The organism is Actinoplanes sp. NPDC026670 (assembly GCF_040638175.1).
Classification (GTDB): Bacteria; Actinomycetota; Actinomycetes; order Mycobacteriales; family Micromonosporaceae; genus Actinoplanes.
The window spans coordinates 72,911-88,541 of sequence record NZ_JBEZXU010000007.1 but is presented as its reverse complement, the minus strand read 5'-3'; the positions used below and the strand labels follow the sequence as shown (position 1 = coordinate 88,541).

15 protein-coding genes are annotated in these 15,631 nt (G+C 68.8%); 3 read left to right on the top strand and 12 right to left on the bottom strand.

The features are described from left to right. Positions 1-23: 23 nt before the first annotated feature. The 4 genes from ispG to AB0E94_RS09275 are packed head-to-tail and all read right to left on the bottom strand — an operon-like array spanning position 24 to position 4,217. Positions 24-1,196: a flavodoxin-dependent (E)-4-hydroxy-3-methylbut-2-enyl-diphosphate synthase gene (gene ispG / locus AB0E94_RS09290; RefSeq protein WP_360324292.1), complete on the bottom strand. Its 1,173-nt coding sequence runs from the start codon at positions 1,194-1,196 to the stop codon at positions 24-26. A gap of 55 nt (positions 1,197-1,251) precedes the next feature. Continuing rightward, positions 1,252-2,511: a site-2 protease family protein gene (locus AB0E94_RS09285; RefSeq protein ID WP_360324290.1), complete on the bottom strand. Its 1,260-nt coding sequence runs from the start codon at positions 2,509-2,511 to the stop codon at positions 1,252-1,254. Beyond that, a complete protein-coding gene (gene dxr, locus AB0E94_RS09280) occupies positions 2,511-3,719 on the bottom strand; it encodes a 1-deoxy-D-xylulose-5-phosphate reductoisomerase (RefSeq protein WP_360324288.1) in 1,209 nt (402 codons plus the stop codon). The genes AB0E94_RS09285 and dxr overlap by 1 nt, the downstream gene beginning before the upstream one ends. Positions 3,720-3,731: 12 nt before the next feature. Further along, a complete protein-coding gene (locus AB0E94_RS09275) occupies positions 3,732-4,217 on the bottom strand; it encodes a YcxB family protein (protein ID WP_360324286.1) in 486 nt (161 codons plus the stop codon). Positions 4,218-4,267: 50 nt separating this feature from the next. Between AB0E94_RS09275 and AB0E94_RS09270 the strand changes: the two genes are divergently transcribed. After that, positions 4,268-5,083: a YhjD/YihY/BrkB family envelope integrity protein gene (locus tag AB0E94_RS09270; protein WP_360324284.1), complete on the top strand. Its 816-nt coding sequence runs from the start codon at positions 4,268-4,270 to the stop codon at positions 5,081-5,083. A gap of 11 nt (positions 5,084-5,094) precedes the next feature. Beyond that, positions 5,095-6,648 carry an NAD(P)/FAD-dependent oxidoreductase gene (locus AB0E94_RS09265; protein ID WP_360324282.1) on the top strand — a complete coding sequence of 518 codons (1,554 nt, stop codon included), beginning with the start codon at positions 5,095-5,097 and terminating at the stop codon, positions 6,646-6,648. On the opposite strand, the gene AB0E94_RS09260 is transcribed toward AB0E94_RS09265, so the two are convergent. Next, the gene (locus AB0E94_RS09260) at positions 6,645-8,195 is read right to left on the bottom strand and encodes a Rieske 2Fe-2S domain-containing protein (RefSeq protein WP_360324280.1); all 1,551 of its coding nucleotides are present in this window, start codon (positions 8,193-8,195) and stop codon (positions 6,645-6,647) included. The genes AB0E94_RS09265 and AB0E94_RS09260 overlap by 4 nt on opposite strands. Before the next feature lie 127 nt (positions 8,196-8,322). On the opposite strand from AB0E94_RS09260, the gene AB0E94_RS09255 reads away from it, so the two are divergent. Continuing rightward, positions 8,323-8,562 (top strand): DUF2631 domain-containing protein, encoded by a 240-nt coding sequence (locus tag AB0E94_RS09255; RefSeq protein WP_360324278.1) that lies wholly within the window; start codon positions 8,323-8,325, stop codon positions 8,560-8,562. A gap of 70 nt (positions 8,563-8,632) precedes the next feature. On the opposite strand, the gene AB0E94_RS09250 is transcribed toward AB0E94_RS09255, so the two are convergent. The 7 genes from AB0E94_RS09250 to rpsB form a co-directional block, all read right to left on the bottom strand. After that, a complete protein-coding gene (locus AB0E94_RS09250) occupies positions 8,633-9,886 on the bottom strand; it encodes a DivIVA domain-containing protein (RefSeq protein ID WP_360324276.1) in 1,254 nt (417 codons plus the stop codon). 37 nt (positions 9,887-9,923) lie between these two features. Beyond that, on the bottom strand, positions 9,924-11,102 hold the full coding sequence (gene rlmN, locus AB0E94_RS09245; RefSeq protein ID WP_360324274.1) for a 23S rRNA (adenine(2503)-C(2))-methyltransferase RlmN: 1,179 nt from the start codon (positions 11,100-11,102) through the stop codon (positions 9,924-9,926). 43 nt (positions 11,103-11,145) lie between these two features. Then, a complete protein-coding gene (locus AB0E94_RS09240; protein WP_360324272.1) occupies positions 11,146-12,147 on the bottom strand; it encodes a phosphatidate cytidylyltransferase in 1,002 nt (333 codons plus the stop codon). 233 nt (positions 12,148-12,380) lie between these two features. Then, positions 12,381-12,938 carry a ribosome recycling factor gene (frr, locus tag AB0E94_RS09235; RefSeq protein ID WP_360324270.1) on the bottom strand — a complete coding sequence of 186 codons (558 nt, stop codon included), beginning with the start codon at positions 12,936-12,938 and terminating at the stop codon, positions 12,381-12,383. Positions 12,939-12,999: 61 nt separating this feature from the next. Beyond that, positions 13,000-13,710 (bottom strand): UMP kinase, encoded by a 711-nt coding sequence (pyrH, locus tag AB0E94_RS09230; RefSeq protein ID WP_317797342.1) that lies wholly within the window; start codon positions 13,708-13,710, stop codon positions 13,000-13,002. Positions 13,711-13,869: 159 nt separating this feature from the next. Next, a complete protein-coding gene (tsf, locus tag AB0E94_RS09225) occupies positions 13,870-14,700 on the bottom strand; it encodes a translation elongation factor Ts (RefSeq protein WP_360324268.1) in 831 nt (276 codons plus the stop codon). Positions 14,701-14,729: 29 nt separating this feature from the next. After that, positions 14,730-15,605, bottom strand: a complete 876-nt coding sequence (gene rpsB / locus AB0E94_RS09220; protein WP_360324266.1) for a 30S ribosomal protein S2 — start codon at positions 15,603-15,605, stop codon at positions 14,730-14,732. Positions 15,606-15,631: the final 26 nt, after the last annotated feature.

Here is a 15,631-nt window from a genome sequence, read left to right as displayed (position 1 = left end):
CCCTCTCGGGGCCCTTCGAACAATCAGTGCACGGTCACCGTCGGGCCGGGGAGCAGCTCCCGCAGCTCGTCGGGGAGGTCGGCGCCCATCTCGTCGGCCAGCCGGAGCGCCTCCTCGACCAGCGTCTCCACGATGATCGACTCGGGGACGGTCTTGATGACCTTGCCCTTGACGAAGATCTGGCCCTTGCCGTTGCCGGAGGCCACGCCGAGGTCGGCCTCCCGCGCCTCGCCCGGACCGTTGACGACGCAGCCCATGACCGCCACCCGCAGCGGCACCGGGAAGCCGTCGAGGGCTGCGGTGACCTGCTCGGCGAGGGTGTAGACGTCGACCTGGGCCCGCCCGCAGGACGGGCAGGAGACGATCTCCAGGCCGCGCTCGCGCAGACCCAGCGACTCCAGGATCTGGTTGCCGACCTTGATCTCCTCGACCGGCGGCGCGGACAGCGAGACCCGGATGGTGTCGCCGATGCCCTCGGCCAGCAGGGCGCCGAACGCGACAGCGCTCTTGATCGTGCCCTGGAACGCCGGGCCGGCCTCGGTCACACCGAGGTGCAGCGGGTAGTCGCACTGCTCGGCGAGCTGCCGGTAGGCCCGGATCATGACGACCGGGTCGTTGTGCTTCACCGAGATCTTGATGTCGCGGAAGCCGTGCTCCTCGAAGAGCGAGCACTCCCACAGTGCCGACTCGACGAGCGCCTCGGCGGTGGCCTTGCCGTATTTCTCCAGCAGCCGCTTGTCGAGCGAGCCCGCGTTGACGCCGATCCGGATCGGGATCCCGGCGTCACCGGCCGCTTTCGCGATCTCCTTGACCTTGTCGTCGAACTGCCGGATGTTGCCCGGGTTGACCCGGACCGCAGCACAGCCGGCGTCGATCGCGGCGAACACGTACTTCGGCTGGAAGTGGATGTCGGCGATCACCGGGAGCTGCGACTTCTTGGCGATCGCGGGCAGCGCCTCGACGTCGTCCTGGGACGGCACGGCGACCCGGACGATCTGGCAGCCGGACGCGGTGAGCTCGGCGATCTGCTGGAGGGTCGAGTTGACGTCCGAGGTGAGGGTGGTCGTCATCGACTGGACGCTGACCGGAGCCCCGCCGCCGACCAGCACACCCCCGACGTTGATCTGGCGGCTCTGCCGGCGCGGAGCCAGAGGCGGCGGGGGTACCGCAGGCATTCCGAGACTGATCGCGGTCATTGGGGGTAACTCCCGGCCTTCCATGGTGCGTGGACGAGGTGAGCCCGGAGATGGCTCACGGGAAGATCGTAATCGGGTTGATGATGTCAGCGGTCGCCGTCAACAGGGTGAACGCTCCACCGATCAGGATGACCGCGTACGTCAACGGCATGAGTTTGTAGTAGTCCACCCGGCCCGGATCGGGCCTGCGGAGCGCGCGGTACAGCCGGGACCGCAGAGCCTCGAACCAGGCGATCGCGATGTGCCCGCCGTCGACCGGCAGCAGCGGCAGCAGGTTGAACAGGCCGATGAACACGTTCAGCGAGATGAAGACGCCCCAGAAGACCTCGGGCACGCCCCGCTCCAGGGCCTCGCCACCGATCCGGCTGGCGCCGATGACACTGATCGGGGTGTCCGGGTCACGCTCGTCGCCGGTGATCGAGTTCCACAGGGCCGGGATCTTCTCCGGGATGCGGGCCATCGCGCGCATCGAGTTCTCCACGAGGAACCAGTTGTACTCACCGGAGGCCGGGATCGCGGTCAGCGCGTTGTAGTGGATGACCGCGGGCTGGTCGGTGGTCCGGCTGATCCCGGCCACGGCGACCGTGGAGATCGGGCCGGCCGGTTCGTCGATCGGCCGCCGCTCGGCGGAGACCAGGTTGACCGTCGCCTGGCCCGGCTGACCGGCCCGGGTGTACTCGAAGGAGGTCGCCCCGGGCGGCGCGGCCCGGATCGCGTCGGTGAGCTGCCCGTAGTTGGCGACCGGGGTCGCGCCGACCTTGGTGATCACGTCACCGGTCTTCAGCCCGGCCGCCTGCGCGGGGCCGGCGACGGCGCTCGCCACACCGGGCTTGCACTCGGTGCTGGTGTCGCTCAGCGAGGTCGGGACGCACTCGGCCACCCGGACCATGGCGGGCGCGGCCCGCTCCTCGGCGCTGGTCCGCGGCTGGTCCATGTTCGGCAGGCCGATCGCCCACGCCATCACCCAGGCGCCGATCAGGGCCAGCGCGAAGTGCGTGATCGAGCCGGCGGCCATCACGACGGTCCGCTTCCAGACCGGGAACCGCCACATGGCGCGGTGCTGGTCCTCCGGGGCGACGTCGTCGTCCTGCGGCGTCATGCCGACGATCTTGCAGAAGCCGCCGAGCGGGATGAGCTTCAGGCCGTACTCGGTCTCACCCCGGTGGAACGAGAAGATGGTCGGGCCGAAGCCGACGAAGTACTTCGTGACCTTCATCCCGAAGCGCTTGCCGGTGATCATGTGTCCCAGCTCGTGCAGGCTCACCGAGATCAGAATCGTCAGCGCGAAGGCTGCGCACCCCAGCCAGAACAGCATCAGGCTCCTTCAGCCACAGTCTCGATGGTCCGCTGCGCCTGGGCACGCGCCCATGCTTCTGCGGCAAGCACGTCATCGACGGTACCCGGCTCCCCGAAATCCGGGGCCGCTGCCAGCACCTGTTCCAGCGTGTCGACGATGCCCAAGAACGGTAGCCGACCGGAGACGAAAGCGGCCACACACTCCTCGTTCGCGGCGTTGTAGACGGCGGGCCGGCAGCGCCCGTCCCGGCCGGCCTGTTTCGCCAGCTCGACGGCGGGAAACGCCTCGTGGTCGAGGGGCCGCAGCTCCCAGTTGTGGGCCTGGGTCCAGTCCACCGCGGCGGCCGCGTGCGGCACCCGCTCCGGCCAGGCCAGCGCGAGCGCGATCGGCAGCCGCATGTCCGGCGGGCTGGCCTGGGCGAGCGTCGACCCGTCGGTGAACTCGACCAGTGAATGCAGGACCGACTGGGGGTGAACCATCACCTCGATGTCGTCGTAGGGCACCCCGAACAGCTCGTGTGCCTCGATCACCTCGAGCGCCTTGTTCACCATGGTGGCCGAGTTGATCGTGACGACCGGCCCCATGTCCCAGGTCGGGTGCTTGAGCGCCTCCTCGGGTGTGACGTTCGTCAGCTCCTCGCGGCGGCGGCCACGGAACGCGCCGCCGCTGGCGGTGAGCACCAGCCGCCGGACCTCGGCCGCGGCGCCACCGCGCAGGCACTGGGCCAGCGCCGAGTGCTCCGAGTCGACCGGGACGATCTGGCCCTCCTTGGCGATCCGCCGGACCAGCGGCCCGCCGGCGACCAGGGACTCCTTGTTGGCCAGCGCGAGGATCCGGCCGGACTCCAGCGCGGCCAGGGTGGGCGCCAGGCCGAGGCTGCCGACGACGCCGTTAAGCACCACGTCACAGGGCCACCGGGCGAGCTCGGTCATCGCGTCCGGCCCGGCGACGATCTTGGGAAGCTTGAAGTCGCCGGTCGCCCAGCCGCGTTTCTGGGCCTCGGCGTAGAAGGCGAGCTGAAGATCCTGGGTGACCGAGGACCGGGCCACCCCGACCACCTCGACGCCCAGTTCGAGGGCCTGTGCGGCGAGCAGCGCGACGTTGCCGCCACCCGCGCCGAGGGCCACCACCCGGAACCGGTCCGGGTTGCGCCGGACGATGTCGATGGCCTGGGTGCCGATGGACCCGGTGGAGCCGAGCAGTACGAGGTCTCGCATACCGCCCATTCTCGCGGACGGCTATCGGTGCCGGACGTGCGCCCGCACGTATGCCGTGACCTCGGCGGCCTTCTCCGGCGGCAGAGCGCCGGTCGGCACGGCGTAGAAACCGGTCTGCCCGGTCCGGGCGATGAGCAGGCCCGGCGCCTCGTCCAGCCGGTCCACCGCGATCCAGCTGACGAAGAACTCGGTCAGGTCGTTGGTCATCCGGATGCCGCGCTCGTCGATCCGGTACTCGGTGGGCCGGCTGAGCATGCCCTGGACCTTGGCGACCACGGTCCGGACCGTGAGCTCCGGCACCACCAGGATGCAGATCAGGCCGAAGAGCACCGTGAAGATCCGCAGGACGAGCTCGTCGTCGAGCGAGAAGACCAGCCCGAACACGATCAGCAGCGCGCCGGCCAGCCGGAAGAGCCGGAGCTGCCCGCGCATGAACTGCCGGAGCGAGACGAGGAGTTGCTGCCGGGTCGGGTGCGCGGAGAACGAGAAGCCCGTTTCGGTGTCCACGAATGCGAGATCATAGTGATCCGCGGCATCGATCGGGGTATCGATTCGGCGTGCGAAGACTGCTGCGACCGCTGCACGGCAAGGACGTCGCGCTGCACGCGGCCGCGATCACCTTCTACAGCGGCATCGCGGTGGTCCCGGTGGCGCTGCTGGCCATCTGGCTGACCGGGCTGGTGGTGGGCGCGGAGCGCGTACGTCATCTGACCGGACGGACCATGGCCGCGCTGCCGGACCGGATCGGCGCGCCCGGCGCGCTCGCCGCCCTGATCGACGCCGGGCTGACGCTGACGCCGATGTTCGCGCTGGCCAGCCTCCTTCCGGCGACGCTGTACGGCGAAGGCCTGCGCCGCGCCTTCGCCTCCATCGCCCGCCCCGGCGAGAAGCTGGTCGGCTGGCGCGGCCGGCTGCTCTGGCTGCCGCTGCTGGCTGCGGCCCCGGCCCTGCTGCTCTCGCTGCTGCTGGCCCTGCCGACCACGAGCGGCCTGTGGGTACGCGGCGGCTGGTGGTCGGCGCTCGGCGTGGTGCTGTCGTTCCTGGCGATCTGGCTGCTGCTGACCCCGGTGGTGATCTGGGTGTTCCGCTACGTCGCCCCGGGCCGCCCACCGTGGCTCGCCACGATCCTGATCGGCTCGTTCACGGCCGCGAACCTGTCCGGGTTCCTGCACGGGGCGGTGCTGTTCAGCTCACTGCCACTGGACCTGGGGGTGCCGTTCGGGGGGCTGACCGAGGTGGGTGGGGTGGTGGCGATCGGACTGTGGCTCTACCTGTTCCACGTGGTTCTGCTCACCGGTTTCGCGGCGACCCGGGCCGTCGAGCCGCGATTCTCGGATGATTCGACGAGGTCACCGAGCGCGATCAGGAGATAACCTCGCGAACCATGACCCCCATTCCGGACCGTGCCGACGTGGTGATCATCGGAGCCGGTCACAACGCCCTCGTCTCCGCGATCCTGCTCGCCCGCGCCGGGCTCGACGTCGTCGTGCTCGAGGCCGCGGGAGTGATCGGCGGCGCCACCCGCACCGAACACCCCTTCCCCAAGGTGCCCGGCCTCGGCCAGTCGACCGGGTCCTATCTGCTCGGGCTGATGCCGCCGGAGCTGCTGCGGACCCTCGACGTGGACATCCCCGTGCTGCGGCGCGACCCGCACTACTTCCTGCCCGGTGTCGGGGCCGGGTCGCCGTACCTCCTCTTCGGCAGCGACGGCGCCGCCAACCGGGCGCAGCTCAGCGACCGGGACGCGAAGGCCGACGAGGCTCTCGCCGTCGAGATCGGCGCGCTGCGCGCCGATCTCGCGCCGGCCTGGCTCGAGGAGCCGGCGCCGGTCGAGGAGATCGCCGACCGCCACATCCGGCCACAGTTGCAGAGCACCTTCCTTGATCTGGTACGCGGCTCGGTCGCCGACTACCTGGGCCGGTTCGGGTTCGCCAGTGAGCTGCTCGTCGCGATGTATGCGGTCACCGACGGCCTGTCCGGGCTCAACGCGGGACCTGACGATCCGGGCACCGGGCACAACTTCCTGGCGCACAACATGTGCCGGCTGCCCGGTTCGGACGGGACCTGGCTGATCGCCGAGGGCGGCATGGGCACCGTGTCGCGGACCTTCGCCGACGCGGCGCGGGCGGCCGGCGCACGCATCTTCACGGATGCCCGGGTGACTTCGGTCACCGTCGACGGCGGGGCGGCCAGTGGGGTCGTGCTCGCTGACGGGCGGTCGGTCGGCGCCCGGGTCGTTCTCGGCGGCTGTGACCCGTACAAATTGATGGGTCTTGTCCCTGATGGGGTTTTGCCCGTGGAGCTGACTCAGCGGATGGCCGCGGTCAAGCGCACCGGCAGCACCCTCAAGGTCAACCTCGCGCTACGTGACCTGCCGGTCTTCGACTGCCTGCCGCCCGGCGCGCCGTCGCCGTTCGGGTCGACCATCCACCTGCTGCCCGGCGAGGGCTCGCCGATGGCCAACCTGCGCGGCATGTGGGCGGACGTGCAGGCGGGCGTCCTGCCGGCCGAACCGACCATCGAGTGGTATCTGCACACCACCGTCGACCCGTCGCTGCGCGACGAGGCCGGACACCATTCCTCGGCGTTGTTCGTGCAATCCGTCCCCTTCGAGCCGTCTGGCACATCGTGGGACAAAGAGCTTCCCGGGTACGTGGACCGGCTGCTCGCCATCTGCGACAGGTACGCGCCGGGCACCTCGGACCTGGTAGCCGACGTGTTCCCGCTCACCCCGCCGGGGATCGAGCAGCATTTCGGGATCACCGGCGGCCACATCCACCACGTCGACAACACGGTCGCGTTCGACCAGCGGATGCCGTATTTCACCGGCCTGGACGGGCTCTATCACGGCTCGGCCGGGGCGCACCCGGCCGGCAGTGTGATCGGCGCGGCGGGCCACAACGCGGCCCGCCGCATCCTCAAGGACCTGGCCCTCTAGGCCTCTTTGCTCGCCCGGATCTTGTGGCCGACGCCGGTCAGGCATCGGCCACTGGGCAGGTCGAACTTCCAGCCGTGCAGCTGGCAGGTGAGCACGTTGCCGTCGAGGACACCGAAACGCGACAGGTCGGCCTTCAGGTGCGGGCAGCGCCGCTGGACCGTCCAGTCGCCGAACTGGATGTCCTCGGCGTCGACGGCCTTCTCGTGCTCGTCGTACCAGCCCTCGGCGTACTGGAGCCGCTCCTCGGACAGGCATTTGAAGAACGCGTAGACGAACTCGTTGTACTGCCCGATCCGGGCCGCGGAGAAGCGGCAGGACAGGAACAGCGAGTTCACCCAGTCGCCCTCGTCGATGAAGATGAGGTGCTCGATCAGCTCGCGCTGCATCTTGAAGCGATAGCGGACCTTCTCGTCGGCGTACAACCGGACCTGCTTGCCCGGGAAGTCCACCACGATCGACTCGACCTCGTCGCCGTCGTAGGAGACCAGGTCGAAGCGGACCGGGCCGCCGACACCCTTGGCCATGTAGAGGGACTCCTCGAGGAGCGGCTCGATCCGCTTCTTCAGTTCCTTGAGGACGTCGACCTCCGGGTGCCGCCAGGACGCCTTCTCGGCCTCGATGATCGGGCGCTTGCGCTCCCGCATCTCCTCCAGGTGCGCGCGCTTGTTGGCGAAGAACTCGTCGACCGGCGTCGGGTGCGTGGTGTGCTGCCTCGTGCCGCCGTCGGTCAGCTCGGTCACACTGCCGGGCAGCTGGACGACCGCGTTGGTGCCGCCGACCTTCGCATACTCGGTCAGGAACACCGACTGGTCGGGGAAGATGTTGCCCTCGTCACCGTGGATGTCGTTGAACTGCCACAGCTCATCGTCGAGGAAGCACGGCGGGCCGGCGATCGGGAAGACGAAGTCCGCCTTCAGGTCGTCGATGTAACGCCAGGTGCGGTCGAACTGCCGCTCCCGCTTCTGCTTGCCGAACGCGGTCTTCGCATTTTCCGGCAGCTCGTAGACCATCGGGTACCAGATGGCGCCGGAGAACTGGAGCATGTGGGCGTGCACGTGGCCCAGCTCGTTGAACCGGGTCAGGTCGGCCGGGCGGGCGTCGTTCTGGTTCAGAACACGAACCCCGTCATACTCCACCCAGAGCGACGAGTCACCGATCGGGCCGTCGGTCGGGCTGATCAGCGCCTGGATCATCACCTTGAGGCCGCCGTCGAGCTCGTGCACCTCGTCCGACTTCGTCCGCAGGAAGCTGGAGAAGCCCAGCGCCCGCAACTCGTCCTCCAGCTGCGACGTCGGGTACTCCGGCAGCAGGACCGTCGCCTTCTTGCTGATGAACCTCTTCAGGTGCTCCGCGTCGAAGTGGTCCCGGTGCAGGTGGGAGACGTACAGGTAGTCGACGTCACCAAGCGTCTCCCAGTCGAGCTGGGAGTTGTCCGGGAACGGGAACCAGGAGGCGAAGTACGCCGGGTTCACCCACGGATCGCACAGAATGCTGCCGGCAGCGGTGTCGATCCGCATGCTCGCATGGCCGGTGCCCGTGATCCGCACTTTAGATCGCTCCTCTGCTAACTCCGTCTTTTGACCGCCTCGAAACTACAGCCGGGTTGCCGGGTTCCGCCCGTCGACCCCGTGACAGACTGTTTGGCGATTCAACATCGATTAGGAGGTCGCCACCGTGGCTGCGGAAGAACACCACGAGGAGGTCTACGCGCCCGACCAGCTGAAGCCCGGCAACCGCAAGCGGGCTCAGAAGGGCGCGATCATCTCGGCCGCGATCATGCTGCTCTTCTTCTGGGGCAACCAGCAGGGCAACACCGAGAAGGTGTGGCTCGCCGTGATCGCGATCGGCCTGGTCGCCGTCATCATCGGTGACGCGATCCTGCGCCGCAGCGGCCTGCGCCCCAACGACCAGTAAGACCCGGCACAGCGTTTCCGCATTCGACAGCAAAGAGGGGGCCAAGGGCCCCCTCTTTTCGCATGTCCGATCACCGGCGGCGCAGCAGGATGTCCTTCACCTCGCGCAACGCGGCGTCGACCTCGGCCTCGAAGTAGCCGTTCGGCACCAGGCCGAACTGGAGCATGTCGAGGTCGTTCTCGTTCACCGGCATCGGGCCGCGGCCCGTCATCGCCTGGAGAATGCCCTCGAACAACCGGTCCACCTGCATCGGGTCGTAACCGCTGCCGAACCGGCGCGGCTGGAACGTCCGGCGCAACTGGTCCACCCGGTACAGCTCGCCACCCGGCTCACCCAGCGGCGGGCCGAGCTGAGGCTGCTGAGGCTGCTGGGGCTGGCCGTAACCGCCACCACCGCCGTACGGCGGGCCGCTCATCGGGGCGCCGGGCATCGGCGAACCGGGCATGGCCATCGGCGAACCGGGCATCGGAGCACCGGGCATCTGCTGGCCGTAACCACCACGCGGGTCCCGGTCCGGCATCCGGATCTCGGCGGTCATGTCCGTCTTGCCGTGCCGGCCCGCTTCGAAACCGTCGTAGCCACCCTGGTCGTACCCACTCGGGTCGTAGCCGGGCGGCGGGCCGGGACGCTGCGGGAGCTGCGACTGCGGCGGCATCTGCTGGCCGTAGCCGGTCGGCTCGTCATACCGCCCGTACGGGTCCGGGCCGGGCGGCAACTGCTGCTGCTGGCGCTGCGGCATCTGCGGCGGCATCATCCGGTCGTCGCGCATCGGGGCGGGAAGCCGCTCGGTCGGCGGCGACGCCATCTGGGCCGCCGGGTTCATGCCCGGGGCGCCGGGGCCACCGAACCCGCCGGGGCCACCACGACCGGGCATCCCCTGCGGCTGCATGCCAGGGCCGGGCGGGAACCCACCCTGACCCTGCGGGAAGCCCTGCACCTGCGGACCGGGACCGGCCGGCCCACGGTCGAAACCACCGCGGTCGAAGCCCTGGCTCTGGCTCATCGCTGGCGGGCCGGACACCGAACCGGCCGTGAGGCCGCTGCGCATCGAGTCGCGCATCGGGTCGACGGGACGGCCACCCCGCTCCTCGAACTCGGCGAGCTGACGCTCGACCCGGTCGAGGTGCAGGTCGACCTGCCACTCGTCATAGCCGCCGAACCGCACCCGGAAGACGACGTCGTGCACCTCCTGTGCACCGACCGGCGGACCGACCTGCTCCCCGGCCAGGGTCGCCTCGACCCGGTCCAGGAAGGCGTCGACCTCGTCGACCTTGTAGCCACGCCGCAGCGCACGCCTTCGGAAACGCTGCCCCTGACTCGTCACAACGTCTCCCACTCCGCTCGCTGGGACCTGCGCCCAGTCACTGTGCCACCTCCGCGTCGGCTGCGGCGCCCCCTGCGCTCGCGTCCGTCAGCTCACCCGCGGCCAGCTGGCCGCACGCGCCGTCGATCTCCCGCCCCCGGGTGTCGCGAACCGTCGTCGAGACGCCGGCCTCCTGCAACCGGCGCACGAACTCGCGCTCGACCGGTTTCGGGCTCGCATCCCACTTACTACCCGGTGTCGGGTTCAGCGGGATGAGATTCACATGGGCCAGCTTGCCTCTCAGAAGACGGCCGAGCAGGTCGGCACGCCAGGGCTGATCGTTTACGTCCCTGATCAGGGCGTATTCGATGGAAACCCGACGGCCGGTCTGTGCCGCGTAATCAAACGCGGCGTCGAGCACCTCGGCCACCTTCCAACGCTGGTTGACAGGCACAAGCTCATCGCGCAGATCATCATCGGGGGCGTGCAGTGACAGCGCAAGAGTCACAGAGAGCTGTTCAGCGATCAACCGCCGCATAGCGGGCACCAAACCCACCGTGGACACCGTGATGTGCCGTTGTGAGAGCCCCAGGCCCTCCGGAGCCGGCGCCGTCAGCCGTCGCACGGTCTCGATCACCCGTGGATAGTTGGCCAGCGGCTCGCCCATCCCCATGAAGACCACCCGGGACAGCCGCGGCGGCGAACCGGTCACCGCGCCCGAGGCCGCCACCCCGGCCAGATAGACCACCTGGTCCACGATCTCGGCCACCGACAGGTTGCGGGTCAGGCCCTGCTGGCCGGTCGCGCAGAACGGGCACGCCATGCCACAGCCGGCCTGGCTGGAGACACAGGCCGTCACCCGATCGGGGTAGCCCATCAGGACGCTCTCCACGAGCGCGCCGTCGTGCAGCCGCCACAATGTCTTACGGGTCGCGCCGTCGTCGCACGCCTGCTCGCGGATCGGGGTGAGCAGCGTGGGCAGCAGATCCGCGGTCAGCCTGTCCCGGGAGCCGGCCGGCAGGTCGGTCATCTCGGCGGCGTCGCGCACCAGGCGGCCGAAGTAGTGGGTGGAGAGCTGCTTGGCCCGGAACGCGGGCTCGCCCAGGCTCGTGACCGCGTTCTTGCGGGCGGCGAGATCCATGTCGGCGAGGTGGCGTGGGGGCATGCTCGGGCGACGGCGTGTTTTCACCGCGTCTGGCTGATCGGGACTGATCGGGATGACCGGAAGAATCGTCATGGCGTATCCAGTCTCCCACGTCCGCCGAGTAGGTCGCCCACAGCTAGCTCGGCGTGATGATCGAGAAGAGCAGGTACGCGGTCGGGACGGCGAACAGGATCGAGTCCAGCCGGTCCATCAGGCCGCCGTGCCCGGGCAGCAGATTGCTCATGTCCTTTACCTTCAGATCCCGCTTCAACATCGACTCGGCCAGGTCGCCCAGGACCGCCACCACCGAGATGACCGCGCCGAACAGCAGGCCCCAGTGGACCGGAATGTCCAGCAGGAAGAAGAGCAGCGCGCTGCTGCCGATCGCGGCGGCCGTCACCGAGCCGGCGAAACCCTCCCACGACTTCTTCGGACTGATCTTCGGGGCCATCGGGTGCTTGCCGAGGAAGACGCCCGCGGCATAACCACCTGTGTCCGAGAGCACCACGGCGACCAGGGTGCAGATCACCATGAGCGGGCCGTCGTTCTCGTCCATCCGCACCAGCATCGCGGCGAAGCTCAGCAGGAACGGCCCGTAGACGGCGATCAGCACGCTCGGGGTGAAGTCGCGGCGCACCGCCGCCACCCCGTCGGCCAGGCGCCACAACACCGCCGCGCCGACCGTGACCAGCAGGCCCAGGACCAGCGCGTCGGCGCCCTCATACCAGGCCAGGCCGGTCATCAGCACGCTGCCGGCGAGCAGTGGGATCAGTGGCGGGTTGGCCCCGGTGGTGGAGAGGGCGCGGGCCATCTCCCAGGCGCCGATCCCGGAGGCCGCGACCAGGACCGCCAGCAGCGCCATCGGCTGGATCAGCAGTGAGGCGAGAACGACCAGGCCCAGGCTCACGCCGACCGCGATGGCGGCGGGCAGGTTACGGCCGGCCCGGCCGCCGCCCTGTGGCTTGCGGCCCCGTCCGGCCCGGCGACGGCCCTTGCCGCCCTCCCCACGTGGGGCGGCCTCGCTCACCGGCTCCGTCCCGGCATACGCATTCGGTTCCTCTGACTCATGGAAATACGGCGCCGGCACACTCGTGTCGTCGCCGGGGATCTGCCGGGCGCGGGGATCGACGTAAGACATCAGACCTCGGGCGGGGTGGTGGGCGGGAGCGCCGCCGAACGCACTGACAAAGCCTGACCCCTACCTGCTTCTCACTTCACACTTCTCACTGGAACCGTGCAGAGCGTACTGCAAAGGTGACGCTTGAACAGCTCTCGAGATGGCGGGCAATTTAACCGCCTGTGAACCGGCGCTGGCCGAACAGGGGAGAAGCCCGGCCCCTCCGGGGAGGTGTGCCGGGCTTCGACCGATGCTCAGACCTCGAGGAGCTCGGCTTCCTTGTGTTTGACCAGCTCGTCGATGACGGCCACGTAGCGGTGCGTCACGTCGTCGAGTTCCTTCTCGCCGCGCCGGCCGTCGTCCTCACCGGTCTCGCCGTCCTTGACCAGCTTGTCGATCTGGTCCTTGGCCTTGCGGCGCACGTTGCGGATCGCAATGCGCCCGTCCTCGGCCTTACCGCGGGCCACCTTGATCATTTCGCGGCGGCGCTCCTCCGTCATCTGCGGAAGGTGGATGCGCAGCTGCGTACCCTCGTTGTTGGGGTTGACCCCCAGGTCGGAGTCACGGATCGCCCGCTCGATCGGGCCCAGCTGGGACGCGTCGTAGGGCTTGACGATGACCATGCGCGGCTCCGGGACACCGACCGACGCCATCTGCGTCACCGGGGTGGGCGCGCCGTAGTAGTCGACCAGGATCTTGGAGAACATCGCGGGAGTAGCCCGGCCGGTGCGAATGGCGGCGAACTCCTCCTTGGCGTGCTCGACCGCGCTCTCCATCTTCTCCTCGGCCTCGAAGAGGGTTTCCTCGATCACCGGCTCTTCTCGCCTCCTTGCTGTCTTCGGTGGTGCGGGATGTGGGGACGTGGACGCGACTTCAGTCGGCGGTGATCAGGGTGCCGATCCGCTCGCCGGCGCACGCACGCACGATGGTGTCGTCGCCCTCCGCGCCGAAGATCAGCATCGGCAGCTTGTTCTCCTGGCAGAGGCTGAAGGCGGCCTGGTCGGCCACCCGCAGACCACGCAGCAGAACCTCCTGGAAGGTGATGGATTCCAGCTTCTTGGCGCTCGGGTCGACCCGCGGGTCGGCGGTGTAGACGCCGTCGACGCCGTTCTTGCTCATCAGCACCATGTCGGCCCGGATCTCCAGCGCCCGCTGAGCGGTGACCGTGTCGGTGGAGAAATACGGCATGCCGGCGCCGGCGCCGAAGATCACGACGCGGCCCTTCTCCAGGTGCCGGATGGCACGCAGCGGGAGGTAGGGCTCGGCGACCTGGGCCATCGTGATGGCGGTCTGCACGCGCGTCTCGATGCCCTCCTTCTCCAGGAAGTCCTGGAGGGCCAGGCAGTTCATCACCGTGCCGAGCATGCCCATGTAGTCGGCGCGGTTACGGTCCATACCGCGTTTCTGGAGCTCGGCGCCGCGGAAGAAGTTGCCGCCGCCGACCACGACCGCGACCTGGATGCCGCGCCGGATGACGGTGGCGATCTGCTTGGCCAGGGACTGCACCACATCGGGCTCGACCCCGACGTCACCGCCGCCGAACACCTCGCCGGAAAGTTTGAGGACCACCCGCCGTGGGCGCATGGTCGGCAGGTTCTGATCGTCGGCCGTGGCGGACTGCTCGGTCACCATCGTCATGAGACCCGCCTTCCCTTCTCCATCTGTCAAGAGACCTTATGCGACCGGGAGGCCGGGCGCTCAATCGCGTTCCCGACCTCCCGACGCATTGCTTTCGGTGCTGCCTTACTCCTGGCCGACCTCGAACCGGACGAACCGGGTGATCTCGATGCCCGCCTCGGTGGCGATCTGCTTGACCGTCTTCTTGTTGTCGACGACCGAAGCCTGCTCCAGCAGGACGAAGTCCTTGAAGAAGGAGTTCACCCGGCCTTCGATGATCTTGGGCAGAGCCTGCTCGGGCTTGCCCTCCTCACGAGCGGTCTGCTCGGCGACGCGGCGCTCGGTCTCGACGACCTCGGCCGGCACTTCCTCGCGGCTCAGGAACTTCGGCCGCATCGCGGTGATCTGCATGCCGATGCCACGGGCGTCCGAGTCGGCCGCCTCGTCGTTCTTGCCGGAGTACTGCACCAGGACACCGACCTGCGGCGGCAGGTCCTGGGCCTTGCGGTGCAGGTAGACCGCGATGGTGCCGTCGACGATCGTGAACCGGTTGACGACGATCTTCTCGCCGATCTTGGCGGCGTACTCCTCGACGGTCTCGGCGACGGTCTTGCCGTCCTCCAGCGTCGAGGCGAGCAGCGCGGCGGCGTCGGCGACCTTGTTCTGCTCACCGAACTCGACGAACCGCTGACCCAGCGCAACGAAGTCGGGGGTCTTGGCGACGAAGTCGGTCTCGCAGTTCAGCTCGAGCAGCGCGCCACCCGAGTGGGCGACGATGCCGTTCGCGGCGGTCCGGCCGGCCCGCTTGCCGACGTCCTTCGCACCCTTGATGCGCAGGAACTCCACGGCCTTGTCGAAGTCGCCCTCGGACTCCTCCAGCGCCTTCTTGCAGTCCATCATGCCGGCGCCGGTGAGGTCGCGGAGCTTCTTGACGTCCGCGGCGGTGTAGTTAGCCATGACTCTTCTCTCGATGTCAGTCGGTTGACTTACTCAGCGGCGACAGCGGCGGGAGCAGCAGCGGCGGCGGCCGGAGCGGCGGCAGCGGCAGCCGGCTCCTCGGCCTTCTTCTCAGCGCCCTCGTAGAGGTCCCGCTCCCACTCGGGCAGCGGCTCACCGGCGGCCACGGTGCCGGCTTCCGGCTTCTCGTCGGCGCTGGCGCCACGGCCACGGCCGGAGCGGGCGATCAGGCCGTCGGCGACGGCAGCCGCGATGACCTTGGTCAGCAGCTCGGCCGACCGGATCGCGTCGTCGTTGCCCGGGATCGGGAAGTCGACCTCGTCCGGGTCGCAGTTGGTGTCCAGCACGGCGATGACCGGGATGTTCAGCTTCCGGGCCTCGTCGACCGCGATGTGCTCCTTCTTGGTGTCCACGACCCAGATCGCCGACGGCGTCTTGGTCATGTCACGCAGACCACCGAGGGTCTTGGTGAGCTTGGTCTTCTCGCGGAAGAGCTGGAGGGTCTCCTTCTTGGTGTAACCCGCGGCGGTGCCGGTCAGGTCACCCAGGGCCTCGAGCTCCTTCATGCGCTGAAGACGCTTGTACACCGTCTGGAAGTTGGTCAGCATGCCACCCAGCCAGCGGTGGTTCACGTACGGCTGGCCGACCCGCGTCGCCTGCTCGGCGATGGCCTCCTGGGCCTGCTTCTTGGTGCCGACGAAGAGGATGTGGCCACCCTCGGCGACGGTGTCACGCACGAAGCTGTACGCCTTCTCGATGTAGTCGAGGGTCTGGCGCAGGTCGATGATGTAGATGCCGTTGCGCTCGGTGAAGATGAAGCGCTTCATCTTCGGGTTCCAGCGCCGGGTCTGGTGCCCGAAGTGGACACCGCTCTCCAGCAGCTGACGCATGGTCACTACGGCCATGGTTGTTACTCCCTGATCTACCCTGG

What these genes read in the sequence shown, in the direction of transcription:
- rpsB (WP_360324266.1), bottom strand. Translation starts at nt 15,605, where the DNA reads ATGGCCGTAGTGACCATGCGTCAGCTGCTGGAGAGCGGTGTCCACTTC.
- rlmN (WP_360324274.1), bottom strand. Translation starts at nt 11,102, where the DNA reads ATGACGATTCTTCCGGTCATCCCGATCAGTCCCGATCAGCCAGACGCG.
- AB0E94_RS09285 (WP_360324290.1), bottom strand. Translation starts at nt 2,511, where the DNA reads ATGCTGTTCTGGCTGGGGTGCGCAGCCTTCGCGCTGACGATTCTGATC.
- tsf (WP_360324268.1), bottom strand. Translation starts at nt 14,700, where the DNA reads ATGGCTAACTACACCGCCGCGGACGTCAAGAAGCTCCGCGACCTCACC.
- dxr (WP_360324288.1), bottom strand. Translation starts at nt 3,719, where the DNA reads ATGGGCGGTATGCGAGACCTCGTACTGCTCGGCTCCACCGGGTCCATC.
- AB0E94_RS09265 (WP_360324282.1), top strand. Translation starts at nt 5,095, where the DNA reads ATGACCCCCATTCCGGACCGTGCCGACGTGGTGATCATCGGAGCCGGT.
- AB0E94_RS09240 (WP_360324272.1), bottom strand. Translation starts at nt 12,147, where the DNA reads ATGTCTTACGTCGATCCCCGCGCCCGGCAGATCCCCGGCGACGACACG.
- pyrH (WP_317797342.1), bottom strand. Translation starts at nt 13,710, where the DNA reads ATGCGCCCACGGCGGGTGGTCCTCAAACTTTCCGGCGAGGTGTTCGGC.
- ispG (WP_360324292.1), bottom strand. Translation starts at nt 1,196, where the DNA reads ATGACCGCGATCAGTCTCGGAATGCCTGCGGTACCCCCGCCGCCTCTG.